The organism is Kitasatospora sp. NPDC057518, from assembly GCF_042802075.1.
Lineage (GTDB): Bacteria > Actinomycetota > Actinomycetes > Streptomycetales > Streptomycetaceae > Kitasatospora.
This window is the reverse complement of record NZ_JBHVEU010000041.1, coordinates 1-24,483: the sequence shown is the minus strand read 5'-3', so window position 1 is coordinate 24,483 and position 24,483 is coordinate 1. Positions and strand designations below refer to the sequence as shown.

The following is a 24,483-nucleotide window of genomic DNA, read 5'->3' as shown; positions in this document are numbered from 1 at the left end:
CCCGCCGTGCGAACAGCACCCCGCCCGCCGCGTCCCGCGGCGCTGGAGCCCAAGGCGCCGCGGTGGGTGCCCTGGCTGCCGGTGCTCCTGCTGGTGCTGGACCTGGTCGCCGAGGCCGTCGTCCCGGACGCCGTCGCCGCCGGCTTCCTGCTGACCGCGCTGCCCGTGGTGGCCGCGTTCAGCTACGGCCCGGTGCTGACCGCCGTCACCACGGCCGGCTCCCTGGGCCTCCAGCTCGTCCTGGCGCTGCGCGCGGACCACGTCGACGAGCAGCACCACGTCTGGGTCTACATCGCCACCCTGCTCTCCGGCGTCATGGGCACCGCCCTGTCCTGGCAGCGCACCCGGCAGAACCGCAACCTGCTCCAGGCCCGTACGGTCGCCGAGACCCTGCAGCGCACCGTGCTGCGCCCGGTGCCCGAGCGGGCCGGCGGGCTGCGGGTGGCCGGCCTCTACCGCCCGGCCCAGGCCGACGTCCTGGTCGGCGGCGACCTGTACGAGGTGTGCGACACCCGCTTCGGCGTGCGGGTGCTGCTCGGCGACGTCCGGGGCAAGGGCCTGGCCGCGGTCCGCACCGTCGCCGACGTCCTCGGCGCGTTCCGGGCGGCCGCGTACGACACCCCCGGGCTGGTCGACCTCGCCGACCAGCTGGACCGCGCGGTGCTGCGCGACGCCGCCGACCGCGGCGACGACGAACTGTTCGCCACCGCCGTCCTGCTCCAGTACCGGCCCGGCTCGGACTGCGTGGAGATCGTCAACCGCGGCCACACCACCCCGCTGCTCCTCGGCGGCGGGGGCATATCCCCGGTGTCCTGCGCCGACGAGCTCCCGCTCGGCCTGGGCCACCTCGGCCCCGCCGACGAGCGCAGCAAGGCGATCGCCGTCGCGCTGCCCCCGGGCCACACCGTCCTGCTCTACACCGACGGCGTCAGCGAGGCCCGCGACACCACCGGCGCCTTCTACCCGCTGGCCCCCCGCCTCGCCGCCCTCGGCACCACCGCCCCCGACCGCGTGGTCTCCTTCCTGGCCCAGGACGTCCACCGCTACGCCGGCCTCCTCGCCGACGACCTCGCCGTCCTCGCCCTCACCCCGGACACCCCGTAGCCCCGTCCCACTCCCAGAGGTTCGCGAACAGCTCCGCCTGCTCCCGGGCGTCGTCCAGCGCGTGGTGCGTATGGGGCAGGTCCGGCAGCAGCTCCGGCGGCATCGACCGCTTCCCGATCCCGGCGAACGGCACCCCGGCGCGCGCCGCGTACAGCGTCTTCAGGTCCAGGCAGCCGGAGTGCCCGAACGGGCTGGAGCCGGTGAACCGCACCAGGTACCAGTAGAGGAACTGCCAGTCGTACACGGCGGGGTAGCCCACCATCACCGGCCGGTACCGCCGCCCGCCCGGCCCGCCCCGCACCCCCTCCACCCAGCGGCCGAACTCCCGCATCGCCGCCGCCGGATCGGCCCCGTCAGCCTCCAGCGCCGCCCGGTCCAGCCCCGACACCGCCAGCGCCTCCGGGACGTACTCCGCACTGATCGGCCGCAGCTCCCGGTAGAACCCCGCCCCGCCCGCCCCCGCCCGCCGGAACCCCTCCCCGTCGTGCCACCCGGCCACCACCGCCCCGAAGCTCACCATCGAGTACGGCCCCGGGATCGGCCCGTCCGCCTCCACGTCCACCGACACGTACACCGTCGGCGTCACCTTCACCCTGCGTCCCATCCCCCCATCCAACCCACCCCCGCAACCCCGTTTCCCACCCCACCGGCCGCCCCCTCACAACCGAAAGGGACCGGCGCCGCCCGGCACCGGTCCCTGTTCCGCACCCGAGGGCCGACGAGGGTCCTACAGGTCGTAGTAGAGCTCGAACTCGTGGGGGTGGGGGCGGAGGGCGATCGGGGCGATCTCGTTGGTGCGCTTGTAGTCGATCCAGGTCTCGATGAGGTCCGGGGTGAAGACGTTGCCGGCGAGGAGGTACTCGTGGTCGGCTTCCAGGGCCTCCAGGACGGCGGGGAGGGAGGAGGGGACCTGGGGGACGTTGGCGTGCTCCTCGGGGGCCAGCTCGTAGAGGTCCTTGTCGACGGGCTCCAGCGGCTCGATCTTGTTGCGGATGCCGTCGAGGCCGGCCATCAGCATGGCGGCGAAGGCCAGGTAGGGGTTGGAGGCCGGGTCCGGGGCGCGGAACTCGATGCGCTTGGCCTTGGCGTTGGAGCCGGTGATCGGGATGCGGATCGCGGCGGAGCGGTTGCGCTGCGAGTAGACCAGGTTGACCGGCGCCTCGAAGCCCGGCACCAGGCGGTGGTAGGAGTTCACCGAGGGGTTGGTGAAGGCCAGCAGCGAGGGGGCGTGCCGCAGCAGGCCGCCGATGTAGTAGCGGGCGGTGTCGGAGAGTCCGGCGTAGCCCTGCTCGTCGTAGAAGAGCGGCGAGCCCTCGGTCCACAGGGACTGGTGGACGTGCATGCCGGAGCCGTTGTCGCCGAAGATCGGCTTCGGCATGAAGGTGGCGGTCTTGCCGTTCCGCCAGGCGACGTTCTTGATGATGTACTTGAACAGCATCAGGTCGTCGGCGGCGTGCAGCAGGGTGTTGAACTTGTAGTTGATCTCGGCCTGGCCGGCGGTGCCGACCTCGTGGTGCTGGCGCTCGACCTCCAGTCCGGCCTTGGCGAGCTCCAGCGACATCTCGGCGCGCAGGTCGGCGAAGTGGTCGACCGGCGGGACGGGGAAGTAGCCGCCCTTGTACTTGACCTTGTAGCCGCGCACGTCGCCCTCGGCGGCGCCGCTGTTCCAGGCGCCGGCCTCCGAGTCGATGTGGTAGAAGGACGCGTTGGCGCTGGTCTCGAAGCGGACCGAGTCGAAGACGTAGAACTCGGCCTCGGGCCCGAAGTACGCGGTGTCGGCGATGCCGGAGGAGGCCAGGTAGGCCTCGGCCTTCCTGGCGACGTTGCGCGGGTCGCGGCTGTAGGCCTCGCCGGTGACCGGGTCCTGGATGAAGAAGTTGATGTTGAGGTGCTTCTCGGCCCGGAAGGGGTCGAGGCGGGCGGTGGCGAGGTCCGGCACCAGGGCCATGTCGGACTCGTGGATGGCCTGGAAGCCGCGGATCGACGAGCCGTCGAACATCAGGATCTCGGACGGGTCGAAGGTCGCCGCAGGTACGGAGAAGTGCTGCAAGACGCCCGGCAGGTCGCAGAACCGGACGTCGACGAACTTCACGTCGTTGTCCTGGATGTACTGCTTCACTTCGGCGGCGTTGTTGAACATCCATCCTCCTCGGCGTGCGAATTGGGCTCACCATAGGAATGGGTCGTTTCCAGCCGGTGACCCGCTCGTTTCCTAGATGTTAACCACGGTCACCTCGCGGGCGGCAAAGATGTACGGGACGGTACAAATCGCCCCGCCCAGCTGCGCACCCTTCCGCAAGTGGTCTGGACCACTTGGAAGGGCGCCGGGATGACGATTCACCCGGTCGGGGGTGATGCCCCGGCCGGAGGGGAGCCGGTGGCGGTGCGACCCGTCAGCCCGGTTAGTGTGGATTCGTGGACACCAGAGAAGCGTTGGGATCGTGGATCGACGGCCCCCGGGCGGCCGCCGAGAAGATGGGCGCCGACTTCGGCCACCGCGGCGAGCGCCTCGGGCTGCCCAAGGAGGGCCCCGGCTCGATCGCCGGCCCCGGCCGCCGGATCGGCGCGCTGTTCGTGGACGGCTGGCTCGTCGCCCTGATCTCGTACGGGCTGATCGCCCGCGGCGACCAGGCCGAGGCCAACCTGTGGACCAGCCCGCTGTACTTCCTCGTCGCGGCCCTGATGCTGTCCACCACCGGCACGACGGTCGGCAAGCGGCTGTTCGGCCTCCGGGTGGTCCGGCTGGACGGACGCCGCGCGACCATCCCGCAGGTCCTGCTGCGCACCCTGCTGCTCTGCCTGGTGGTGCCGCCGCTGGTCTGGGACCGCGACACCCGCGGCCTGCACGACAAGGCGGTCGGCACCGTCGAGGTCCGGATCTAGCACGGTCTGGACAGGATTAGGCGCCGGACGCCGGACGACGCCGAAACGGCCCCGCTGAGGATTCAGCGGGGCCGTTCTCGTGTCGTGAGGGGCGGGGGAGGGGTCAGCGGGCCTGGCCGCCCTTGGGCATCCGGGCGCCCTTCGGCATCGGACCCTTGGGGATCGGCGCCTTGGAGAGCAGGTCGCCCAGCGCGCGCAGGCGGTCGTTGGTCTCGGTGACCTGGGCGGCGGTGATGGCGCGGGGCAGGCGCATCAGGTGGATCTGGAGCTTCTTCAGCGGGATCTCGCCCTCGCCGTTGCCCACCACGATGTCGTGCACCGGCACGTCGCCGACCACACGGGCCATCTTCTTCTTCTCGGAGGCCAGCAGCTGGCGGACCCGGTTCGGGTTGCCCTCGCCGATCAGCGCGATGCCGGCCCGGCCCACGGCGCGGTAGACCGCGTCCTGGCTACGGGTGACCGCGACCGGGGTGCTGTTGGAGCTCCAGCCGCGCCGGATGTTGTTCAGCACCGCCGCGACGGCGCCCGGCTGCCCCTCCATCTGCCCGAACGCGGCGCGCTCGGCCCGGCGCCCGAAGACGATCGCCATGGCCAGCACGGCCACGATGAAGCCCAGGATGCCCAGGTAGACGGGATGCTCGATCGCGAAGCCGATGGCGAGGAACACGCCGAAGGTCAGCAGGCCGACGCCGGCGATGATCAGGCCGATCTTGGTGTCGACCTTCTTGGTCATGGTGTACGCCAGACGGATCTGCTTCAGCCGTCCGGGGTTCTCGGATGTTTCCCTCGCCATAACGCTCATGGTACGTGGCACGGGTACGGGATATCCAAGCCCGGGTACCCGTTCGCCCCAACCGTGACCCGCGCGCCGGTGCGCCGTCGCGCACAGCGACGCCGGGGGCTCACTTCCGTGGCGTGGAACGGGTCCGTGGCGCGGGACGGACCGGGGGCGTGGAGAGGGGCTGCGGCGTGGTCCGGGCGGCCTCCGCGTCGTCGTGCCGGCGGTCCGCCGCGTACCGGCGGTTCTCGCACACCGCCGCCCACGCGTTGCGGCGCGCGTGCTGCTGGCCGGGGGCCAGCAGGACGCTCTCGGCGTACCGCAGTGCCACTCCGACCGATCGGATCCGCATCCGCATGCCGAACAGCTCCTCTCCGGGCTGATGGGGGTCGAGCCGGCCGAGCCGGGTGAGACGGTCGTGGTGACCGAGACGGCCGTGGTGGCCGTGGTGGCCGAGGTGGCCGAGAAGAATCGAACGCTCACCAGGCGTCCAGCGTCCCCACCCCGTGTTACCAGCCCGTGACCAGGCCGTCAAAGCGTGGTGAAACCGAAAGGGCGGAGCCGAAGCTCCGCCCTTTCCCTGGCTTGAACGGCACGGCCGGACCGAACGGTCCGACCGGCCCGATCGGACCGTACCGGTCAGGAGACCGTCAGACCGCGGCCTGCTCGCGCCGCTCCAGCGCCTGCCGGTACAGCCGGCCGGCCCGGTACGAGGACCGCACCAGCGGGCCCGACATGACGCCCGCGAAGCCCAGCTCCTCGGCCTCCTGCTGGAGCTCGACGAACTCCTGCGGCTTCACCCAGCGCTCCACCGGGTGGTGGCGCAGCGAGGGGCGCAGGTACTGGGTGATGGTGATCAGCTCGCAGCCGGCGCCGACCAGGTCGGCCAGCGCCTGGCTGACCTCCTCGCGGGTCTCGCCCATACCGAGGATCAGGTTGGACTTGGTCACCAGCCCGGCCGCGCGGGCCTGGGTGATGACGTCCAGCGAGCGCTCGTAGCGGAAGGCCGGGCGGATCCGCTTGAAGATCCGCGGCACCGTCTCGACGTTGTGCGCGAGCACCTCGGGGCGGGAGGAGAAGACCTCGGCCAGCTGCTCGGGCACCGCGTTGAAGTCGGGGATGAGCAGCTCGACGCCGGTGCGGCCGGCCGCGCGGTCGGCGGTCATCGCGTGCACCTGGCGCACGGTCTCGGCGTACAGCCAGGCGCCGCCGTCCTCCAGGTCGTCGCGGGCGACGCCGGTGATGGTGGCGTAGTTGAGGTCCATGGTGACGATGGACTCGGCGACCCGGCGCGGCTCGTCGCGGTCGAACTCGGCGGGCTTGCCGGTGTCGATCTGACAGAAGTCGCAGCGGCGGGTGCACTGGTCACCGCCGATGAGGAAGGTCGCCTCGCGGTCCTCCCAGCACTCGAAGATGTTGGGGCAGCCGGCCTCCTGGCAGACCGTGTGCAGCCCCTCCTTCTTCACCAGCGACTGGAGGGCGTTGTACTCCGGGCCCATCTTCGCGCGGGTCTTGATCCACTCGGGCTTCCGCTCGATGGGGGTCTCGCTGTTGCGGACCTCCAGGCGGAGCAGCTTCCTGCCGTCGGGCGCGACAGCGGACACGTGCGACTCCTAGAACTAGACGGGGTACCCCCAGGGTACGCCTGTGGTTGTACGGCCTTCGTCGGGCCTGTTGCCCTGCAATCGCAGGGCAACATGGCTACCGGTCGGTAGATTCCCAGCGGCCGCCGGGATTTCCGACGGCCGTCAGGACATGAGTAGACGGCCATCGGGCCGCCAGGACACATCAGGGCAGGTGCTCGGCGGTGCGCCGGAGCCGGGCGGCGGGGCTCAGCGGCTGAGCGCCGGATCCGGCAGCTCGGCGAGGACGGCCGCCAGGTGCCGCTCGACCACCGGTGCCGCCTCGGCGGCGGACAGCCCGCGCCGCAGCTCGCCGGTGAGCGAGGCGACGCCCGCGTCCCGGATGCCGCACGGCACGATCTTGTCGAACCAGGTCATGTCCGGGTCGCAGTTGAGCGCGAAGCCGTGCATGGTGACCCCGCGGGCGACCCGCACGCCGATCGCGGCGAGCTTGCGGTCGTCCCCGCGCTGGCCGGCGTTGGAGGGGGCGTACTCGGGGCCGGCCAGGCGCGGGTCGATGCCCAGGGGCAGGCCCATCCGCAGGGTCAGCTTGCCGATGTCCACGACCTGCGCCGGGTCCACCACGGCGTCCGGGATGGACTCGCCCAGCACCCAGACCCCGCTGCGGCCCTCGACCCGGGTGGAGTCGATGCCGAACTCGCCGGCGGTGCGGATCAGCGCCTCCTCCAGCCGGCGGACGTAGGCGATGACGTCGATCGGGTCGGGCAGCTTGACGATCGGGTAGCCGACCAGCTGGCCGGGGCCGTGCCAGGTGATCTCCCCGCCGCGGTTGACCTCGACCACCGGGGTGCCGTCCAGCGGCAGGTCGGCGGGGTTGGTGCGCTTGCCCATGGTATACACCGACTGGTGCTCCAGGAGCAGGACGGTGTCGGGGATCTCGTCCGCGACCCGCAGCGCGTGCAGCCGCTGCTGCTCCTCCCAGGCCTCCTGGTAGGGCACGGTCCGCTCACCTATGCCCATGCGAACAAAACGCACGTTCTCGCTCACCGCTGCCGCTCCTTGCCAGGCGTTCGAGACCAACCTCGCCACTGTACGCCCAGCCCGTCCGAACCCCTTCAGCCGCCTGCGGGCAGCGGCCCCGCCCAGCCCGAGCCCTACCCCGCCCCCGCTCAGCCCCCCGCGAGCAGCTGCAGCCGCAGCGCGAGCTGGAGCTCCAGCGACCGCTCCGGCTGGTTCCAGTCCCGCCCGAGCAGCGCCTCGACCCGGTCCAGCCGCTGGACCACGGTGTTCACGTGGACGTGCAGCTCGTCCTTGGCCCTGGTCAGGCTGCCGCCGCAGTCGAAGTAGGCGCGCAGGGTGCGGACCAGCTCGGTGCCGCGCCGGGCGTCGTAGGCCAGCAGCGGGCCGAGCGTCGCGCCGACGAAGCCGTCCACGTCGTGGCCGTCGCCGAGCAGCACGCCGAGGAAGCCGAGCGCCCGGGCGGAGGCGCCCTCCCCGGCCCGGCCGAGCACCCGCAGGGCCCGGAGGCAGCGCAGGCCCTCGCCGTAGGAGGCGGCCAGCGCGGACGGCCCGGCGGCCGGGCGGCCCGCGCCGACGGTGACCGGGAACCCGGCCAGCCGGGCCAGCCGTTCGGCGGCCTGTCGGGCGGTCTCCTCGGGATCGCCGGCGCCGACCGCGCCGCCGCTGCCACTGCCGCCGCTGCCGCTCTCGACGGGCGTCAGCAGCACCACCGTCTCGGCGTGCTCGGCGCTGACGCCCCGGGAGCCGAACAGGTAGCGCCGGGCCGCCCCGGCCAGCCGTCCGCGCTCGTCGGTCTTCCCGTCGGCCGGCTCCGCGACCAGCACCAGGTGCGGCCGGGCGAGGTCGACGCCGAGCCGGCGGCCGCGGGCGGTGAGCCCGGCCGGGTCGCGCTCGGGGGCGGTCAGCAGGTCGGTGAGCAGGTCGCCGCGGATCCGGTTCTCGGTCTCGGCGACGGAGCGGCGCAGCAGCAGGAGCAGGGCGGTGACCACGCTGGCCCGCTCGAACAGCCGCCGATCGGCGTCGTCGAGGTCGGGGCGGCCGCGCAGCACCATGGTGCCGAGCGCGTCGTGCCCGGCCAGCACCGCGCAGACCCACTGCTCGCGGTGGCGTACGGACCGGCCCTCGGCGCGGGAGGCGGCGACCGCCTCGGCCAGTTCGGCGGCGGGGGCGGAGCGTCCGGCCAGCGGCTCGCCCTCGGCGTCCAGGACCGCTATCTCCCCGCCCAGCAGGGCGGCGACGGCGGCGGCGACGTCCGGCACCTCGGCGCCGCGCAGCACCAGGTCGGTGAGCCGGTCGTGGGCCTGCTCGGCGCGCTGGACGGCGGCGGAGTGGGCCCGGACCAGCTCGTTGGCGGCGTTCAGCTCGGCGAGCGCGGCCCGGGTGTCGGCCAGCGACTTGGCGGTGTCCAGGGCGATCGCGGCGTGCGCGGCCAGCGAGCAGAGCAGCGCGACCTCGTCGGGGGAGAAGGCGCGCGGCGAGCGGTCGGCGGCGAACAGGACGCCGATGACCTGCCCGCCGAGCAGCAGCGGCACCCCGATGATCGCCACCAGGCCCTCGTCCAGCACGCCCGCGTCGATCGTGCCGGTGTGGTGGAAGCGCTCGTCGGTGCGGTAGTCGGGGGTGGCGTACGGGCGGGCGGTCTGGGCGACCAGCCCGCCCAGGCCGTGGCCGAGGCTGAGCCGCAGGGTCTGGAACAGGACGGAGACCGAGCCGTCGGTGACCCGCATGTAGGTGTCCCCGGCGGCCTCGTCCGGCAGGGTCAGGTAGGCGGTGTCGGTGCCGAGCAGCATCCGGGCCCGGCGGACGATCGCCTGGAGCACGGTGTCCAGGTCCCGGGAGGCGGCGAGGTCCCCGGCGGTGTCGAACAGGGCGGTCAACTCGGCTTCGCGGCGCCGGTGTTGACGCAGGGTGCGGTGGACCCGCAGGGCCTGCCAGGTGGCGTCGTCGATCTCGGCGAGGACGGCGGCCGGCGCCCCGCGGCGGCGGGCGTCGGCCAGCACGTCGGCGAAGTCCTCGGTGGCGGCGCCGGAGGCGAGCAGGTCGAGCAGTCGCCGCAGCGCGGGCGCGGCGCTTTCCTGAGGGTGGTTCATGGTGCGTGCTGCCAATCGGCGTCGGTTCCGTCGGTTCCGAGAAAGCGAGATCGTACCGGCTCGGCCCTCAGACGACGGCGGGCCTTCCGGCCGCGGCGGCGTCCGGCTCCGGGCCGTCCTGGCCGGCCTGCCCCTCGACCTCCGCGAGGTCCAGGCCCCTGGTCTCCCGGCCGCAGAGCACCGCCAGGACGGTGACCGCCGCCGCGATGGCGACGTACACCGCGATGGGGGTGGCGCTGCCGTAGTCCTTGAGCAGCGCGGTGGCGATCAGCGGCGCCGGGGCGCCGGCCGCCACGGAGGAGAACTGGGCCCCGATCGAGGCGCCCGAGTACCGCATCCGGGTCGCGAACAGCTCGGAGAAGAAGGCGGCCTGGGGCGCGTACATGGCGCTGTGGAAGACCAGTCCGACGGTCACGGCGGCGAGCAGTGAGCCGAAGGACCTCGTGTCGACCAGGCCGAAGAAGACGAAGGCCCAGGCGCCCACCCCGACCGCGCCCACCAGGTAGACCGGCCTGCGCCCGACCCGGTCGGACAGCGCGCCGAACAGCGGGATCAGCGCGAACTGGATCGCGGAGGCGATCAGCACGGCGTTCAGCGCGGTCTGCTTGGAGAAGTGGGCGTGGTTGACGGCGTACACGAGCACGAACGTCGTCATCACGTAATAGGAGATGTTCTCCGCCATCCGCGCGCCCATGGCCACCAGCACCTCCCGCCAGTGGTTCCGCAACACCTCGACCAGCGGCGGCCGTTCGGGAGCCTTCCGGGACTGCTGCGCCGCCAGCGCCTGCTTGAACAGCGGCGACTCGTCCACCGCGAGCCGGATCCACATCCCGACCGCGACCAGCACCGCCGACAGCAGGAACGGCACCCGCCAGCCCCAGGCCAGGAACGCCGCGTCCGACTGCACCGCCGTCATCAGCGACAGCACCCCGGCCGCCAGCAGGTTCCCGGCCGGCGCCCCGCCCTGCGGCCAGGACGCCCAGAAGCCCCGTCGCCGCTGGTCCCCGTGCTCCGACACCAGCAGCACCGCGCCGCCCCACTCGCCGCCGAGCGCGAAGCCCTGCACCAGCCGCAGCACCGTCAGCAGCACCGGCGCCGCGACCCCGATCGAGTCGTAGGTCGGCAGCAGTCCGATCGCCGTGGTCGACCCGCCCATCAGCAGCAGGCTCACCACCAGCAGTTTCTTCCGCCCCACCCGGTCCCCGAAGTGCCCGAACACCAGCGCCCCGAGCGGCCGCGCCGCGAAGCCGATCGCGTAGGTCAGGAAGGACAGCAGCGTCCCGGTCAGCGGATCGCTGTGCGGGAAGAACAGCTTCCCGAACACCAGGGCCGCCGCCGTTCCGTACAGGAAGTAGTCGTACCACTCGATCGTCGTGCCGATCAGGCTCGCAGCGACCACTCTCGGGAGTGAACTGCTCGCCGCCGTACCTCGTGCGGAGGTGCTCATGGCCACCACTTCCAGAACCAGGGGGGAGACGATGTCGCCACAAGGTAGGAAGCGGTCGACCCCGGGACTATGTGGGCGGCCCACACAGTCCCGGGGTCGAATGTGCCCGCTCTCCCTATGAGAGGGGAAGCCGGACCGCGGAGCGCCCGCCGCTCAGTGCGCCGTCCAGCCGCCGTCGACGGGGAGGCTGGCGCCGGTGATGTAGGAGGAGGCGGGGGAGCAGAGCCAGAGGGCGAGCTGGGCGACCTCGTCGGGTTCGATGAGGCGCTTCACGGCGGTGCGGTCGAGCATGATCCGCTCGACCACCTCGTCCTCGGGGATGCCGTGGGCGAGGGCCTGGGCGGCGATCTGCTTCTCCACCAGGGGGGTCCGGACGTAGCCCGGGTTGACGCAGTTGCTGGTGACGCCGTACGGCGCGCCCTCCAGGGCGACGGTCTTGCTCAGGCCCTCCAGCGCGTGCTTCGCGGTGACGTACGCGGACTTGAACGCGCTGGCGCGCAGGCCGTGGACGGAGGAGACGTTGACGACCCGGCCCCACCCCTGCTCGTACATGTGCGGCAGGGTGCGGCGCAGGATGCGGAAGGGGGCCTCGACCATGACGCGCTGGATGAGGGTGAAGCGGTCGGGCGGGAACTCGTGCACGGGGGCGACGTGCTGGAGGCCCGCGTTGTTGACGACGATGTCGGCGTCGTCCGGGAGGGCGTCCACGGCCCCGGGGTCGGCGAGGTCGGTGACGATCGCGCGGCCGCCGATCCGCTCGGCGAGCTCCTCGGCCGGGCCGGCCGCGAGGTCGACGACGTAGACCCGGGCGCCGGCCCCGGCGAAGGCCTCGGCGCAGGCCCGGCCGATGCCCGAGGCGGCCCCGGTGACCATGGCCGTGCGCCCGGCGAGAGGGCGGGCAGTAGAGGTGTCCATGGCCCAGAACGGTAGGAATCCGGCGGCCCCGCTCCCATGTGGCGGACCGCCACAGCATCCCGCCAGGTTGTGGCGTCGTCCGCCATGACGGCGACCCGCGGCCCGAACGGCGGATCGACCCTCGGAGAGGCCCTCGGAGAGGCCCCCGGAACCACCGACGGTTCGGCTACGGAAGACCAAACCCCTCCCGGCTCCGCTTCCCCACAATGGGCGCGGTTGCTTCACCCGTTCGGTGGATTGCTCGGTCAGATCCACCCATAGCGCCCGAATGCTCGCTACATTCACGCCGATTCCCGACAGGGGGCGCCGCCCCAGGCCGCCGAAGTGCTGGTGAGGCCCGGTGCGACGTCCGAGAGGTGTTGACAGACATGCCCCAACGGCCTGCAACCGACAGCCCGGCGTACGGACCGCTCGACCCGCTCGGCCAGCACCGAGGTCCGGTCGGCCGGACCCTTCCGGACGCCCCCGACGCCCTGACCGCCGACGCCATGACCGCCGACACGCTGACGGCCGACGCCATGACCGCCGACGCGTCGACCACCGACACGTTGACCGCCGACGCCCCGGACGCCGACGACCTGCGGCTGCCGGTGCAGGCCACACCCGACCGGCACGAGAACCCCGTCGCGCCCGCCCCGGCCCGCGGCGCCGGCCACTCCGGCCCGGCCCCGCAGAACGGCCAGCTCGCGGCGCTGATCGAGGAGGCCGGCTTCTCGCACGCGGGCCTGGCCCGCCGGGTCGACCAGCTCGGCCTGGAGCACGGCCTCGACCTGCGCTACGACAAGACCTCGGTCACCCGCTGGCTGCGCGGCCAGCAGCCGCGCGGGGCCACCCCGGCGCTGATCGCCGAGGTCTTCACCCGCCGGCTCGGCCGCCGCCTCACCGCCCAGGACCTCGGCCTGGACGCCTGCGCCCCGGTCTACGCGGGCCTGGAGTTCGCCGAGACGCCGCAGGAGGCGGTGGACATCGTGGCGAGCATGTGGCGCAAGGACAACGGCCCGCAGTCCGAGCTGCGCCGGATCGCCTTCACCCCGGCCGGCCTGGTCGTCCCCAGCCGGGACTGGCTGATCGGCCGCACCGACGAGCGGGTCGCCCGGGACGGCTCCACCCTGGCCCGGCCGGACACCGCCACCGGCCCACCCTCCGGCAGCGCCACCTCCGCGGCCATCACCGGCGCCCCGTTGCCGGGTGCGCCCGGCGCGTCCCCCGGGAGCCCGTTGCGCGGCCCGGCCCCCGGCGTCCCCGGGGCCCCCACCGCGCGCAGCACCGCCGGGACGACCGGCACCGCCCCCACCATCGGCCGGGTGCCGATCCAGAGCCGGCGGCCGCCGGTCGCCGTCGAGCCGCCGTACACCGACCCGGCCCGCGAGTCCCGCCCCACCCTGCGGGTCGGCCGCGGCGACATCGCCGCCATCCGCGCCGTCGGCGACCTCTTCCGCGCGCTCGACCACGCCTACGGCGGCGGCCACGCCCGCCAGGCGCTGGTCCGCTACCTGGAGAGCGAGGCCGAGCCGATGCTGCGCGGCCGCTACGGCGAGCAGATCGGCCGGGCCCTGTTCGGCGCCGTCGCCGACCTCACCAGGCTGGCCGGCTGGACGTCCTTCGACATCGCCGCGCACGGCCTCGCCCAGCGCTACTTCGTCCAGGCGCTGCGCCTCTCCCAGGCCGCCGGGGACCGCGCGCTCGGCGGCTACGTGCTGGTGACGATGAGCCAGCAGGCCGTCCACCTCGGCCACGGCCGGGAGGCGGTCCAGCTCGCCAGGGTCGCCCAGCAGGGCGTGGGCACCGCCGTGCCGCCGGTCGTCCAGTCGCTGATGCACGCCGCCGAGGCGCGCGGGCACGGCCTGCTGGGCGACGTCCGGTCCTGCACCACCGCCCTGGTGCGCGCCGAGCGCGCCCTGGCGGCGGCCCGGACGGGCGACGAACTGCCCTCCTGGGCGCGGTACTTCGACGAGGCCCAGCTCTCCGACGAGTTCGCCCACTGCTACCGCGACCTCCAGCAGTGGCGGACGGCCGCGCAGCACGCCGAGAAGTCGCTGCGGCTGCGCTCGCCCGCCTACGCCCGCAGCCGGATCTTCTGCCGCCTGGTGCTGGCCACCGCCCGGCTCGGCATGGGGGACCTCGACGAGGCGTGCACCATGGCCACCGACGCGCTGCGGGCGGCGGGGGAGATGCGCTCGGCCCGCTCGCTGGAGTACGTCCGGGACTTCCACCGCCGCCTCACCCCCTACCGCGGCAGCCCGGTGGCCCGCGCCTTCGAGGAGACGGCCCGGCAGGCGGGAGTGATCTGAGCGCGGAGGTGAACTGACCGGCGGAGTGCGTGGGGACGGGCCTCACGCACCCGGCGTACGGAGGCCCGGGCCTACCAGCTCTCGGCCCGGACCCTCGGCTGGTCCGCGTCGGCCGCCACCGGCGGCCGCGCGCCGCCGCGCACCCGCTGCGCCGCCAGCGGGAACACCAGCACCGACAGCATCCCGGCGCCGACCAGCGCCGCCGCGGTGGAGGACGGCAGGTGTCCGGCGTCCACCTCGATGGTGGTGATCACCACGACCAGCGGCAGCGCCGTCGCCCCGTACAGCGCGAGCGCCGCGCGGTCGCGCAGGCCGAGCCCGGCCGGGGCGAGCAGTGCGGCGGGCAGCCCCCGCACGGCCAGGAAGAGCAACAGGAACACCGGGACCAGCAGCAGCGTGCCCGGGTCGTCCAGCAGGGCGTCCAGGTCGAAGTTCATCCCGCTGACCACGAAGAACACCGGCACCAGGAAGCCGAAGCCGATGCCCTCCAGCTTGGCCTCGATCACCTCCTCCTCGGCCTGCCGGACGCCGGCCAGCAGCAGCCGGGAGACGATCCCGGCGACGAAGGCCCCGAGCAGCATGTCGAGGTCCAGCCAGAGCGCGGCGGCGACCATGGCGGCCAGCACCAGGATCACCGCGCGGATCGCGAACTGCCCGGAGGTGCGCAGGGTCCGTTCGATCAGCCGGGTGGTCCAGGCCGGGCGGGGCCGGCGCGCGCCGAACACGGCGAGCGCGGTGATCACCGCGAAGGCCCCGAGGATGACCGCCGTGCGGGCCGGGGAGTTGCCGCTGAGCAGGGCGGCGATCGCGATGATCGGCCCGAACTCGCCGACCGCCCCGGTGGCCATCACCAGGGAGCCGAAGGGCGTGGGCAGTTCACCGGAGTCGCGGAGGATCGGCAGGATGGTGCCGAGCGCCGTGGTGGTGAGCACCAGCCCGGCGAAGGCGCCGTCCAGCGGGTCCCGGTTGACCAGCGCGCCCACGCCGAGCCCGACGGCCACCGAGACCAGCCACGCGGTGCCCGCCCGTTTCAGCGGGCCGCCGCGCAGCTTGGCGAAGTCGATCTCGTAGCCGGCCAGGAACATCAGCATGGCCAGGCCGAACTGGGAGAGCGCGTCGACCAGGCCGTCGACGTGCGCCCAGCCCAGGACGTCCGGGCCGATCAGGACGCCGAGCACGATCTCGAACACGACGGTCGGGACGGCGATCCACCGCAGCAGCCGGTCGGCGAGCAGCGGGGCGGCCACGGCTGCGGCGGGGATCAGGATCAGGGTCAGCGGCTGGGCGGCGGCGCTCACCGCGCAACCGGCCGAACGGTCGAAACCATCCGATGAACGGTCAGAGCAGGCACCCCGGCATCCTGGCACGCCGTCGGTCTGTCACCCCGGCAGACCGCTGGTGTGTCCCGGTGCCCCGATGCGCTCCGGCGGTGGCAACGGCCGCCCCTGCCGCCCCGCCGCTCGGACCGCCCCGACGGCCACCCGTTCCGCCGTCAGGCCGCCGCCTCCGCCTCCCGGGCGTCCGCCGGGACGCCGAGGTCGCCCAGGACCGCCTGCGCCGCCCGCCGCCCGGAGACCAGCGCGCCCTGCACGGTGCTGGTGTCCCGGTGGTCCCCGGCGACGTACAGCCCGGCCAGCAGCCGCACCGGCCGGCGGGGGTTGTGCGGCGGCGGCATCGCGGGCAGCGCGTCCGGGACGTGCCGTACGCCGAGGAACTGCCAGCCCGAGGTCGGGACGTCGTACAGCTCGGTCAGCCGGGCCCGGACGGCCGGCTCCAGCCCGGCCGGGCCGCCCACGTCGAAGGCGCGCCGCCCGAGCACGGTGGTGGTGATCAGCGCCTGGCCGGCCGGGGCGTAGGACGGGTGCAGCTCGCTGAGCACCAGCGAGTGCGAGACCAGTGGCGGGTGCCCGTTCGGCCGGTCGCCGTCGAGCAGCAGGACGGCCTCGCCCAGCGGGGCGGTGTCGGCCGCGTGGTAGAAGGTCGTGACGGGGTGGAAGTCCGGCAGCCGCAGCCCGGGCAGCAGTCCGGTGGCGGAGCGGGCGTCGGTGGCGACGATGACGGCCTGGGCGCCGATCCGCCCGTGCTCGAGGGTCTCGACGCCGTCCGCGGCGATCGAGGTGACCTGCACCCGGGTGCGGACGGTTCCGGCGGGCAGGGCGGCGGCCAGCTGGGCCGGTACCGCCGCGATCCCGCCGGCGGGCAGACAGAGCCGCCCGCGCGCGTACGAGCGCAGCACCAGGTCGGCGATCCGGCTGCTGGTGCCGAGGGCCGGATCGGAGAGCAGCGCGCTGAGCAGCGGGCGCAGGAAGCCGTCCACGGTGCGCTGGGCGAGGCCGTGGCCGGCCAGTGCGCGGGCGGCGGTGGTCTCCGGGCGGGCCTGGAGCCGGCCGACCGGGGTGGTGGCGAGCCGGCCGAGCCGGCCGGCCAGCCGGGCCTTGTCCAGCGGGCTGCCGAGCGGGGCCCGGGCGGCGGCCTGCCGGGCGACGGCGAGCTGGGGGTCCCCGGCGCGGTACCGGCGGCCGGCGCTGTGCACCAGCACGCCGGGCGCGAGCGGGCGCAGGTCGAGGCGGTCGAGGTCGAGCGTGCGGCGCAGCTCGGGGAAGGCGGTGTTCAGCAGGTGACTGCCGTCGTCGAGCCGGAATCCGTCCTGTTCGCGGGTGGCCATCCGGCCGCCGATCCGGTCGGTGGTCTCCAGGACCTGGACGTCGAGGCCGTGGCCGGTGAGCGCGCGGGCGGCGGCCAGGCCCGCGAGTCCGGCGCCGACCACGACGACGTCCGGGTCGGACGGCCGGCGGGCGCGGCGGGTGAAGTCGTACGTGGGCACTGGGGTGCTCCCTCCCTGGTCCCGGGGCTCCGGCCGACGCAGGCAGCGGGGTGCCGGGACACGGTCCGTGGAGGGTGATGCCCAGTCAGTACGAGCATCAGACAAGCGCATTGGGCCGGATCCGAGGGCCGGGGAGGGTTGTGCGGCACCGGGCAGGGGCGCGGTCACGGACAGTGCGCCGTGGTGGCCGGGTTCGGGGGTCGGCGGGCGCGTACGGTCACCGGGGGCGTGCGACGCGCCCACCATGTGCTCCCGTGCGCCCCCTCCTCGGGCCCCCTCGGGCCGGGCCCGGCATATGCCGCTGGCCAGGGTGGATGCCGCGGTCGGAGTACGCACGGCTCCGGACGCCCCGCGCGCACGCCCAGGCGTCGCGCCCCCGCGCGCACGCCCACCGATCACATCGCCGCGAGCACCGCCGCACGCACGCCCACCCGTCACATCGCTGCGAGCACCGCCGAGTACACGTCCGGGTGGGTGAAGCGGAAGCCCGCGTCCAGCAGCCGCCGCGGCACCACCCGGTGGCTGCCGACCACCTCGATCGCCAGCTCGCCCAGCACCGCCTTGAGCACCGCCTCCGGCACCGGGAACGGCGTCGGCCGCCGCAGCGCCCGCCCGAGCGCGGTGGTCAGCTCGGCGTTGGTCGCCGGGTTCGGCGCGGTGAGGTTGAAGGCGCCGGAGAGGCCGTCGTGGTCGATCAGGAACCGCAGCGCGGCCACCTCGTCGTGCAGCGAGATGAAGCTCCAGTACTGCCGCCCGTTGCCGAGCCGCCCGCCGAGGCCCAGCTTGAAGAGCGGGAAGAGCCGTCCGCCCGCCCCGCCGGCCGCGGACAGCACCATCCCGGTGCGGGGGTGGACGACCCGGATCCCGGCCCGTTCGGCCGGCCTGGCGGCGTCCTCCCACTCCCGGCAGACCTCGGCCAGGAAGTCGTCCCCGGCGGGGGAGTCCTCGTCGATCACCCGGTCGCCGGTCTGTCCGTACCAGCCGACCGCGGAGGCGCTCACCAGGACCTGCGGCGGCTCCTTGAGCGCGGCCAGGGCGACGGCCAGCGTCTCGGTGCCGTACGCCCGGCTCTCCCGGATCTCCCGCTTGTAGGAGTCCGTCCAGCGGCGGTCGCCGACCCCGGCGCCGGCCAGGTGCACCACGGCCTGGACCCCGGTCAGCCCGTCCCGCTCGACCTCGCCGAGCAGCGGGTTCCAGCCGATCGCCGTGCTGCCGTCCGGCCGGGGGCCGGTCTTGGAGCGGTGCCGGACCAGCCGGACCACCTCGTGGCCGTCCGCCAGCAGGGAGCGGACGAGCGCCGAACCGATCAAACCCGTGGAACCCGTGACAGCGATGCGCATGCGCCCATCCTCGCAGCTCCCGCCCGCTCCTGCGGTGTTCCCGACCGCCCGTCACCTTCGCATGCGTCCCGTTAGCATGACGCGCATGCCTGACGACGATCTGATCATCCGTACGGCGCGGAGCGAGGACGAGCGCGAACTCGCCGTCCTCAACCACGCCGCCTGGTCCGTCCTGTCCGACGTCTCCCCGCGACCGCCCGTCGAGGACCCGGTCTTCGACGAGCGGCACCCGGCCGAGCAGTACCTGCTGGCCGTGCTGGACGGCCGGATCGTCGGCTACGTCCGTCAGGTCCCGGCCACCCCGCTGGCGAGCAACCGGCACGTCCGGCAGATCCAGGGCCTGGCCGTCGACGGCACCGTGCGCGGCCGGGGCATCGGCCGCCGGCTGGTCGAGGCGGCCTGCGCGGCGGCCCGGGCCGAAGGCGCCCGCAAGCTGACCCTGCGGGTGCTCGGCTGGAACGCCCCGGCCCGTCGGCTCTACGAGAGCTGTGGCTTCGTCGTCGAGGGCTCGCTGGCCGAGGAGTTCCTCATCGACGGCCGGTACGTGGACGACGTCTGGATGGCCCGCCGCCTGGCCGACTGAGCCCCGGACGGCACCCCGCCGAGCCCGCCCGGGCCCGCGCCGAAGATCCGAACAGGCTTGCCGCGAGCGGATGTTCGGCGTTCCGGGCCGGTGCCGAGTCGTGACGGTTCCGCGCTGTCTGGACCGCCGCCGCGCCGGGTACCGTACGCCCGTGAGCAACTCGACGCCTCCCGGGTGGTACCCGGTCCCGGGTGCGGACGGCACCCCCGGTCACGAGCGCTGGTGGGACGGCAACGCCTGGAGCAGCGAGGTCCGACCGCTCCAGGACGGCGTCGCGGGCGGGCTCGCCGACGCCCCCACCCAGACCCGGCCGCCGTCCGACCAGCGGCCCGGCTACGGCTACCCCGGCGGCCCGGCGGCGCCCTACGGCCACCCGGGCCAGGACGCCCACCAGGCCCCGGCCTACGGCTACCCGGGCCAGGACGCCTACCAGGCCCAGGGCCAGGCGCAGGGCGGCTACCCGGCCCAGGGCGCCTACCCCGGCCAGGGCCCCGGCTACGGCTACCCGGGCCCGGGCTACCCGCCGCCCCCGGCGGCCAAGGCCAGGCCGCAGACCGGCCTGGTCATCGGCATCGCGGTCGCCGTGCTGGCCGTGGGCGGGATCGTCGCCGGCATCGCGTTCAGCGGCGGCGGCGACCGAAGGGCGGACCCGACCCCGGACCCCACGGTCACCGTGACCCAGAGCGGCAGCCCCACGTCGAGCCCCAGCCCCACCGTGCCCACGCCCACCCCCAAGCCCAAGCCCCTGCCGGTGGTCAAGAGCACCGTCCCCGACCCGCAGCACGCGATCACCGTGCCGGTCTTCGACGGCTGGGACGTGTCCACCAACCCGCCGCACTCGACGGTCTACCTCGGCACCGGCCGCTACAGCTGCCCGGACGGCAGCTCCTGCATCCGCGGCCAGTTCTCGGTCGAGAAGGACACCGTCCAGGGCACCACCCCCAAGGCGGCCGCCGACGCCCAGATCCCCGTCTACGCCGGGCAGATCTTCTCCGGGGTCAGCTCGCACACCGACGCGGGATCCGGGTACGTCAGGGTGGCCGGGGTGCTCGGCTACGCCACCCGCTGGCACATCCGCACCACGGACGGCACCCAGGGCTACGTCCTGTTGGCCGCCCTCCCGGCCAAGGGCGGCGGCTACGTGGTCATGGAGGGCGGCGTGGACGACAGCCCGGCCGCGCCGGACTTCTCGGCGCTGGACCAGATCCTCAACGGCATCCAGCAGGACAGCTCCTCCGGCAGCAGCACCTGACGAAACCGCGAGGGCCGGTCCGCCGGCCCGGCCGGTACGCCCTAATCCCCGTACCGCTCCCAGAGTTTGGGGTAGCGCTTGGCCATCACGTCCGGGTCGTCGAAGTCCAGCGCCGGCCCGGACGGCTGCTCGGCCTGCCGCCCGCCCACCTCGGGCAGCGGCAGCCCGGTCAGCCGCTCGTACGCCTCGTCGGCGGCGTAGCCGAGGTCCTCGGCGTCGCCGTCCTCCTCCTCGTCGAACTCCGGCAACAGGTCCGCCAGGTCGTCCGGTTCGGCCAGTCCGCCCTCGAAGACCTCGCGGCCCTGGCCGATCAGCCAGAAGCGGAAGTAGTCGAAGGAGTCGTCCGAGGCGCCGTCGAGCAGCAGGTAGGCCGCGCCCCACAGGTCGTTGCGGTAGGCGCGCCGGAACCGCGCCTGGAACAGCCGGGCGAAGTCGATCACGTCGTCCGGGGTCAGCTGGAGGAGCCGTTCCACCAGGAGGTCGGCCTGTTCGTCGGGGTCGCCGTCGGCGGCGTCCCGGGTGTCGTCGATGATCTGCCAGAAGTCCGTCTCGTCCATCACCGCTCAAGCATCCCCGTTCGGCCGCCTCCGCGCATGCCACGACTCGACACGGGCCCGTGCCCGGTGTGCCCGGGGTCCCGGAACCCGGTGCGCCCGGGGGCCGGGAACGGCGGAACCCCGCGCCGTCCGGGGACGACGCGGGGTTCCGTACGCGGGGTGCCGCGGGGACCCGGTGGGGTCAGAGGCCGAGCTCGACCTCGAACTCGCCGGCCTCGAGGATCTCCTTGACCGCGACCAGGTAGCGGGCGGCGTCGGCGCCGTCCACCAGGCGGTGGTCGTAGGAGAGCGACAGGTAGGTCATGTCGCGGATGCCGATGGCGGTGCCGCCGTCGGCCTCGATGACGACCGGGCGCTTGACGGTGGCGCCGATGCCCAGGATGGCGACCTGGTTCGGCGGCACGATCACGGTGTCGAACAGCGCACCGCGCGAGCCGGTGTTGCTGATGGTGAAGGTGGCGCCGGACAGCTCGTCCGGGGTGATCTTGCTGTCGCGGACCTTGCTGGCCAGCTCGGCGGTCTTCTTCGAGATGCCGGCGATGTTGAGGTCGCCCGCGCCCTTGATGACCGGGGTCATCAGGCCCTTCTCGGAGTCCACCGCGATACCGATGTTCTCGGTGTCGAAGTAGGTGACCGTGCCCTCGGCGTCGTTGATCCGGGCGTTGACGACCGCGTGGACCTTCAGCGCCTGGGCGGCGGCCTTGACGAAGAACGGCATCGGGGAGAGCTTGACGCCCTCGCGGGCCAGGAAGCCCTCCTTCGCCTTGGCGCGCAGCGACATGATCTTGGTGACGTCCACCTCGACCACGCTGGTCAGCTGGGCCTGCTCGTGCAGCGCCTTCAGCATGTTGTCGCCGATGACCTTGCGCATGCGGGTCATCTTGACGGTCTGACCGCGCAGGGCGGACGGCGCGGCGGCGGCCTTCGGCGCGGCGGCCGGGGTGGCAGCGGCGACCGGGGCCGGAGCGGCCTTGGCGGCCTCCGCGGCGGCGATGACGTCCTGCTTGCGGATGCGGCCGCCGACGCCGGTGCCGGCGACGGAGGACAGCGCGACGCCGTGCTCGGCGGCGAGCTTGCGCACCAGCGGGGTGACGTAGGCGTCACCGCTGTCGGCCACCGGAGCGGCCGGGGCGACCGGAGCCGGGGCGGCGACGGGGGCCGGGGCGGCGACGGGGGCCGGGGCGGCGACCGGGGTGGGAGCGGCAACCGGAGCCGGGGCGGCGACCGGAGCGGCCGGAGCGACGGGGGCCGGGGCAGCGACCGGAGCCGGGGCGGCAACGGGAGCCGGAGCGGCAACCGGAGCCGGGGCCGGAGCGGCAACCGGGGCCGGGGCAGCGACCGGAGCCGGGGCGGCGGCGACGGCACCGGCGGCACCGATCAGCGCGAGCTGGGCGCCGACCTCGGCGGTCTCGTCCTCGGCGACCAGGATCTTCACCACGGTGCCGGCGACCGGCGACGGGATCTCGGTGTCGACCTTGTCGGTCGACACCTCCAGCAGCGGCTCGTCGACCTCGACGGTGTCGCCCTCGGCCTTCAGCCAGCGGGTGACGGTGCCCTCGGTGACCGACTCGCCCAGCGCGGGCAGCAGCACCGGGGTGGCGTCGGCGGCCGGAGCGGCGGCCGGGGCCGGGGCGGCAACGGGGGCCGGAGCGGCGACCGGAGCCGGGGCGGCGACCGGAGCGGGGGCGGCGACCGGGGCCGGCGCGGCCTCGACGGCCGGGGCCGCGGCGGCGACCGGGGCGCCCGAGCCGTCGTCGATGATCGCCAGCTCGGCGCCCACCTCGACGGTCTCGTCCTCGGCGACCTTGATCGAGGCCAGGATGCCGGAGGCCGGGGCCGGGATCTCGGTGTCGACCTTGTCGGTCGACACCTCCAGCAGCGGCTCGTCGACCTCGACACGCTCACCCTCGGCCTTCAGCCAGCGGGTGACGGTGCCCTCGGAAACGCTCTCGCCCAGCGCGGGCAGTGTTACTGAGACCGCCATGGTTTCAGCGACTCCTATCAAGTCTTGCGTACGGGAAGTACTTGCGTACGGGAAGTACCGGGAAAGGGGGTGGGGCGTGATCAGTCGTGCGCGTGCAGCGGCTTGCCGGCCAGCGCCAGGTGCGCCTCGCCCAGGGCCTCGGACTGGGTCGGGTGCGCGTGGATGAGCTGCGCGACCTCGGCCGGGAGCGCCTCCCAGTTGTAGATCAGCTGGGCTTCACCGACCTGCTCGCCCATGCGGGCGCCGACCATGTGGACGCCGACCACGGCGCCGTCCTTGACCTGGACGAGCTTGATCTCGCCGGCGGTCTTCAGGATCTTGCTCTTGCCGTTGCCGGCCAGGTTGTACTTCAGGGTGACGACCTTGTCCTTGCCGTACAGCTCGACGGCCTTGGCCTCGGAGATGCCGACGGAGGCCACCTCGGGGTTGGAGTAGGTCACCCGCGGAACGCCGTCGTAGTCGATCGGCACCGGCTTGAGGCCGGCCAGGCGCTCGGCGACCAGGATGCCCTCGGCGAAGCCGACGTGGGCCAGCTGGAGGGTCGGGGCGAGGTCGCCGACGGCGGAGATGGTGGGCACGTTGGTGCGCATGTACTCGTCGACGAGGACGTAGCCGCGGTCCATCGCGACGCCGTTCTCCTCGTAGCCGAGGCCGGCCGAGACGGGGCCGCGGCCGATGGCGACGAGCAGCAGGTCGGCGTCGATCTGCTTGCCGTTCTCGGTGGAGACGCGGACACCGGTCTCGGTGTACTCCACGCCCGAGAAGCGGGCCTTCAGCTCGAACTTGATGCCGCGCTTGCGGAACGCGCGCTCCAGCAGCTTGGAGGAGTTCTCGTCCTCCAGCGGGACGAGGTGCGGCAGCGCCTCGACGATGGTGACCTCGACGCCGAAGGACTTCCAGACCGAGGCGAACTCGACGCCGATCACGCCGCCGCCGAGGATGACGACCGACTTCGGGATGCGGTCGAGCTTGAGGGCGTGGTCCGAGGAGATCACGCGGTTGCCGTCGATCTCCAGGCCCGGGATCGAGCGCGGCACGGAGCCGGTGGCCAGGACGATGTGGCGGCCTTCGATGCGCTGGCCGTTGACGTCCACCGAGGTCTGCGAGGAGAGCTTGCCCTCGCCCTGGATGAAGGTGACCTTGCGGGAGGCCACCAGGCCCTGGAGGCCCTTGTACAGGCCGGCGATCACGTCGTCCTTGTACTTGTGGACGCCGTTGATGTCGATGCCCTGGAAGGTGGCCAGGACGCCGAACTCGGCGGCCTCCTTCGTCTCGTCCGCGATCTCCGCGGCGTGCAGCAGCGCCTTGGTCGGGATGCAGCCGCGGTGCAGGCAGGTGCCGCCCAGCTCACCCTTCTCGACCAGGGCAACACTCAGGCCCAGCTGAGCGGCGCGGAGCGCCGCGGCGTAACCGCCGCTTCCGCCTCCGAGAATGACTACGTCGAAAACGGTGCTGGCGTCGTTCGCCACGTCACGTCCTCCATGCATGGGGTGGGTCGCCGGGCCGGTCGCGGTCCGGTGGGTCGGAAGCCTTTGTGGGGCGCCCAGTCGTGCCGGAAATACATCTTCGCACTTGTTCACGGTGGCTGATGTCCGGGTCCGCCCCAGGGGTGTCCCGCGGAGTGGTCACCGGGGCGGGAACGCCCCCGACGGAAGGGCATCATCGCAGCTCAGAGCGGTGTTGACAGCCGCCGGACGGGCGTCTTCCGCGCCATCCGCCACGGCTTCTTCCGCACTGTGGAACAAAGTTTCGCCCGCAGCGAACAGGCGTGCGTCGCGGCGCTCCGGCCTACTCGCGGGTAACCGGGCCGGAACGCCGACGGGGCCCGGCGC

General features: G+C 73.7%; 20 protein-coding genes. 5 read left to right on the top strand and 15 right to left on the bottom strand.

Annotation, left to right across the window (positions count from 1 at the left end):
* The first annotated feature begins 6 nt into the window (after positions 1-6).
* Positions 7-1,104 (top strand): PP2C family protein-serine/threonine phosphatase, encoded by a 1,098-nt coding sequence (locus ACFU7Z_RS06775; protein ID WP_159028402.1) that lies wholly within the window; start codon positions 7-9, stop codon positions 1,102-1,104.
* On the opposite strand, the gene ACFU7Z_RS06770 is transcribed toward ACFU7Z_RS06775, so the two are convergent.
* The gene (locus tag ACFU7Z_RS06770) at positions 1,085-1,708 is read right to left on the bottom strand and encodes an exonuclease (RefSeq protein WP_380776679.1); all 624 of its coding nucleotides are present in this window, start codon (positions 1,706-1,708) and stop codon (positions 1,085-1,087) included. The genes ACFU7Z_RS06775 and ACFU7Z_RS06770 overlap by 20 nt on opposite strands.
* A gap of 123 nt (positions 1,709-1,831) precedes the next feature.
* Positions 1,832-3,244 (bottom strand): type I glutamate--ammonia ligase, encoded by a 1,413-nt coding sequence (gene glnA, locus ACFU7Z_RS06765; protein WP_049656821.1) that lies wholly within the window; start codon positions 3,242-3,244, stop codon positions 1,832-1,834.
* Between the two features lie 275 nt (positions 3,245-3,519).
* On the opposite strand from glnA, the gene ACFU7Z_RS06760 reads away from it, so the two are divergent.
* The gene (locus ACFU7Z_RS06760; protein WP_074000874.1) at positions 3,520-3,987 is read left to right on the top strand and encodes an RDD family protein; all 468 of its coding nucleotides are present in this window, start codon (positions 3,520-3,522) and stop codon (positions 3,985-3,987) included.
* A 103-nt stretch (positions 3,988-4,090) separates the two neighbouring features.
* Here ACFU7Z_RS06760 and ACFU7Z_RS06755 read toward each other — a convergent pair whose 3' ends face one another.
* The 7 genes from ACFU7Z_RS06755 to ACFU7Z_RS06725 all read right to left on the bottom strand — a co-directional run bounded on the left by ACFU7Z_RS06755 (position 4,091) and on the right by ACFU7Z_RS06725 (position 11,820).
* Positions 4,091-4,780, bottom strand: a complete 690-nt coding sequence (locus tag ACFU7Z_RS06755) for a DUF4191 domain-containing protein (protein WP_049656816.1) — start codon at positions 4,778-4,780, stop codon at positions 4,091-4,093.
* A 109-nt stretch (positions 4,781-4,889) separates the two neighbouring features.
* Positions 4,890-5,123, bottom strand: a complete 234-nt coding sequence (locus ACFU7Z_RS06750) for a hypothetical protein (RefSeq protein ID WP_117487469.1) — start codon at positions 5,121-5,123, stop codon at positions 4,890-4,892.
* A 292-nt stretch (positions 5,124-5,415) separates the two neighbouring features.
* Positions 5,416-6,369: a lipoyl synthase gene (gene lipA / locus ACFU7Z_RS06745; protein ID WP_049656812.1), complete on the bottom strand. Its 954-nt coding sequence runs from the start codon at positions 6,367-6,369 to the stop codon at positions 5,416-5,418.
* Between the two features lie 228 nt (positions 6,370-6,597).
* On the bottom strand, positions 6,598-7,368 hold the full coding sequence (gene lipB, locus ACFU7Z_RS06740; protein ID WP_380776689.1) for a lipoyl(octanoyl) transferase LipB: 771 nt from the start codon (positions 7,366-7,368) through the stop codon (positions 6,598-6,600).
* Positions 7,369-7,517: 149 nt separating this feature from the next.
* Entirely contained in the window at positions 7,518-9,458 is a 1,941-nt protein-coding gene (locus ACFU7Z_RS06735; RefSeq protein WP_380737828.1) for a helix-turn-helix domain-containing protein, read from the bottom strand.
* 67 nt (positions 9,459-9,525) lie between these two features.
* On the bottom strand, positions 9,526-10,905 hold the full coding sequence (locus ACFU7Z_RS06730; RefSeq protein ID WP_380776676.1) for an MFS transporter: 1,380 nt from the start codon (positions 10,903-10,905) through the stop codon (positions 9,526-9,528).
* 153 nt (positions 10,906-11,058) lie between these two features.
* Complete coding sequence (locus ACFU7Z_RS06725; protein ID WP_380776674.1) at positions 11,059-11,820, bottom strand: 3-hydroxybutyrate dehydrogenase; 762 nt, start codon at positions 11,818-11,820, stop codon at positions 11,059-11,061.
* A gap of 368 nt (positions 11,821-12,188) precedes the next feature.
* Here ACFU7Z_RS06725 and ACFU7Z_RS06720 point away from each other — a divergent pair, with 368 nt between their 5' ends.
* Positions 12,189-14,111, top strand: coding sequence for a regulator (locus tag ACFU7Z_RS06720; RefSeq protein ID WP_380776672.1), 1,923 nt, complete (start codon positions 12,189-12,191; stop codon positions 14,109-14,111).
* Positions 14,112-14,182: 71 nt separating this feature from the next.
* On the opposite strand, the gene ACFU7Z_RS06715 is transcribed toward ACFU7Z_RS06720, so the two are convergent.
* The 3 genes from ACFU7Z_RS06715 to ACFU7Z_RS06705 form a co-directional block, all read right to left on the bottom strand.
* Positions 14,183-15,409 (bottom strand): cation:proton antiporter, encoded by a 1,227-nt coding sequence (locus tag ACFU7Z_RS06715; RefSeq protein ID WP_049659880.1) that lies wholly within the window; start codon positions 15,407-15,409, stop codon positions 14,183-14,185.
* A 194-nt stretch (positions 15,410-15,603) separates the two neighbouring features.
* Positions 15,604-16,935, bottom strand: coding sequence for an FAD-dependent oxidoreductase (locus ACFU7Z_RS06710; protein WP_380776670.1), 1,332 nt, complete (start codon positions 16,933-16,935; stop codon positions 15,604-15,606).
* A gap of 434 nt (positions 16,936-17,369) precedes the next feature.
* Positions 17,370-18,275, bottom strand: coding sequence for a TIGR01777 family oxidoreductase (locus ACFU7Z_RS06705; RefSeq protein ID WP_380776668.1), 906 nt, complete (start codon positions 18,273-18,275; stop codon positions 17,370-17,372).
* An 85-nt stretch (positions 18,276-18,360) separates the two neighbouring features.
* On the opposite strand from ACFU7Z_RS06705, the gene ACFU7Z_RS06700 reads away from it, so the two are divergent.
* Positions 18,361-18,858 (top strand): GNAT family N-acetyltransferase, encoded by a 498-nt coding sequence (locus ACFU7Z_RS06700; RefSeq protein WP_375874026.1) that lies wholly within the window; start codon positions 18,361-18,363, stop codon positions 18,856-18,858.
* A 151-nt stretch (positions 18,859-19,009) separates the two neighbouring features.
* Positions 19,010-20,110 carry a DUF2510 domain-containing protein gene (locus ACFU7Z_RS06695; RefSeq protein WP_380776666.1) on the top strand — a complete coding sequence of 367 codons (1,101 nt, stop codon included), beginning with the start codon at positions 19,010-19,012 and terminating at the stop codon, positions 20,108-20,110.
* Between the two features lie 41 nt (positions 20,111-20,151).
* Here the strand turns inward: ACFU7Z_RS06695 and ACFU7Z_RS06690 are convergent, their stop codons facing one another.
* From ACFU7Z_RS06690 to lpdA, 3 genes are all read right to left on the bottom strand, one after another.
* On the bottom strand, positions 20,152-20,667 hold the full coding sequence (locus ACFU7Z_RS06690) for a DUF4240 domain-containing protein (RefSeq protein ID WP_049658975.1): 516 nt from the start codon (positions 20,665-20,667) through the stop codon (positions 20,152-20,154).
* 181 nt (positions 20,668-20,848) lie between these two features.
* A complete protein-coding gene (sucB, locus tag ACFU7Z_RS06685; protein ID WP_380776664.1) occupies positions 20,849-22,651 on the bottom strand; it encodes a 2-oxoglutarate dehydrogenase, E2 component, dihydrolipoamide succinyltransferase in 1,803 nt (600 codons plus the stop codon).
* A gap of 80 nt (positions 22,652-22,731) precedes the next feature.
* Positions 22,732-24,138, bottom strand: a complete 1,407-nt coding sequence (lpdA, locus tag ACFU7Z_RS06680) for a dihydrolipoyl dehydrogenase (protein WP_107086631.1) — start codon at positions 24,136-24,138, stop codon at positions 22,732-22,734.
* Positions 24,139-24,483: the final 345 nt, after the last annotated feature.

Bases quoted from the DNA above. Each gene is read 5' to 3' on its own strand.
- ACFU7Z_RS06770 (WP_380776679.1), bottom strand. From the start codon at position 1,708: ATGGGACGCAGGGTGAAGGTGACGCCGACGGTGTACGTGTCGGTGGAC.
- glnA (WP_049656821.1), bottom strand. From the start codon at position 3,244: ATGTTCAACAACGCCGCCGAAGTGAAGCAGTACATCCAGGACAACGAC.
- ACFU7Z_RS06755 (WP_049656816.1), bottom strand. From the start codon at position 4,780: ATGGCGAGGGAAACATCCGAGAACCCCGGACGGCTGAAGCAGATCCGT.
- ACFU7Z_RS06750 (WP_117487469.1), bottom strand. From the start codon at position 5,123: ATGCGGATGCGGATCCGATCGGTCGGAGTGGCACTGCGGTACGCCGAG.
- lipB (WP_380776689.1), bottom strand. From the start codon at position 7,368: ATGGGCATAGGTGAGCGGACCGTGCCCTACCAGGAGGCCTGGGAGGAG.
- ACFU7Z_RS06735 (WP_380737828.1), bottom strand. From the start codon at position 9,458: ATGAACCACCCTCAGGAAAGCGCCGCGCCCGCGCTGCGGCGACTGCTC.
- ACFU7Z_RS06730 (WP_380776676.1), bottom strand. From the start codon at position 10,905: ATGAGCACCTCCGCACGAGGTACGGCGGCGAGCAGTTCACTCCCGAGA.
- ACFU7Z_RS06725 (WP_380776674.1), bottom strand. From the start codon at position 11,820: ATGGACACCTCTACTGCCCGCCCTCTCGCCGGGCGCACGGCCATGGTC.
- ACFU7Z_RS06720 (WP_380776672.1), top strand. From the start codon at position 12,189: ATGCCCCAACGGCCTGCAACCGACAGCCCGGCGTACGGACCGCTCGAC.
- ACFU7Z_RS06705 (WP_380776668.1), bottom strand. From the start codon at position 18,275: ATGCGCATCGCTGTCACGGGTTCCACGGGTTTGATCGGTTCGGCGCTC.
- ACFU7Z_RS06700 (WP_375874026.1), top strand. From the start codon at position 18,361: ATGCCTGACGACGATCTGATCATCCGTACGGCGCGGAGCGAGGACGAG.
- ACFU7Z_RS06690 (WP_049658975.1), bottom strand. From the start codon at position 20,667: ATGGACGAGACGGACTTCTGGCAGATCATCGACGACACCCGGGACGCC.
- sucB (WP_380776664.1), bottom strand. From the start codon at position 22,651: ATGGCGGTCTCAGTAACACTGCCCGCGCTGGGCGAGAGCGTTTCCGAG.
- lpdA (WP_107086631.1), bottom strand. From the start codon at position 24,138: ATGCATGGAGGACGTGACGTGGCGAACGACGCCAGCACCGTTTTCGAC.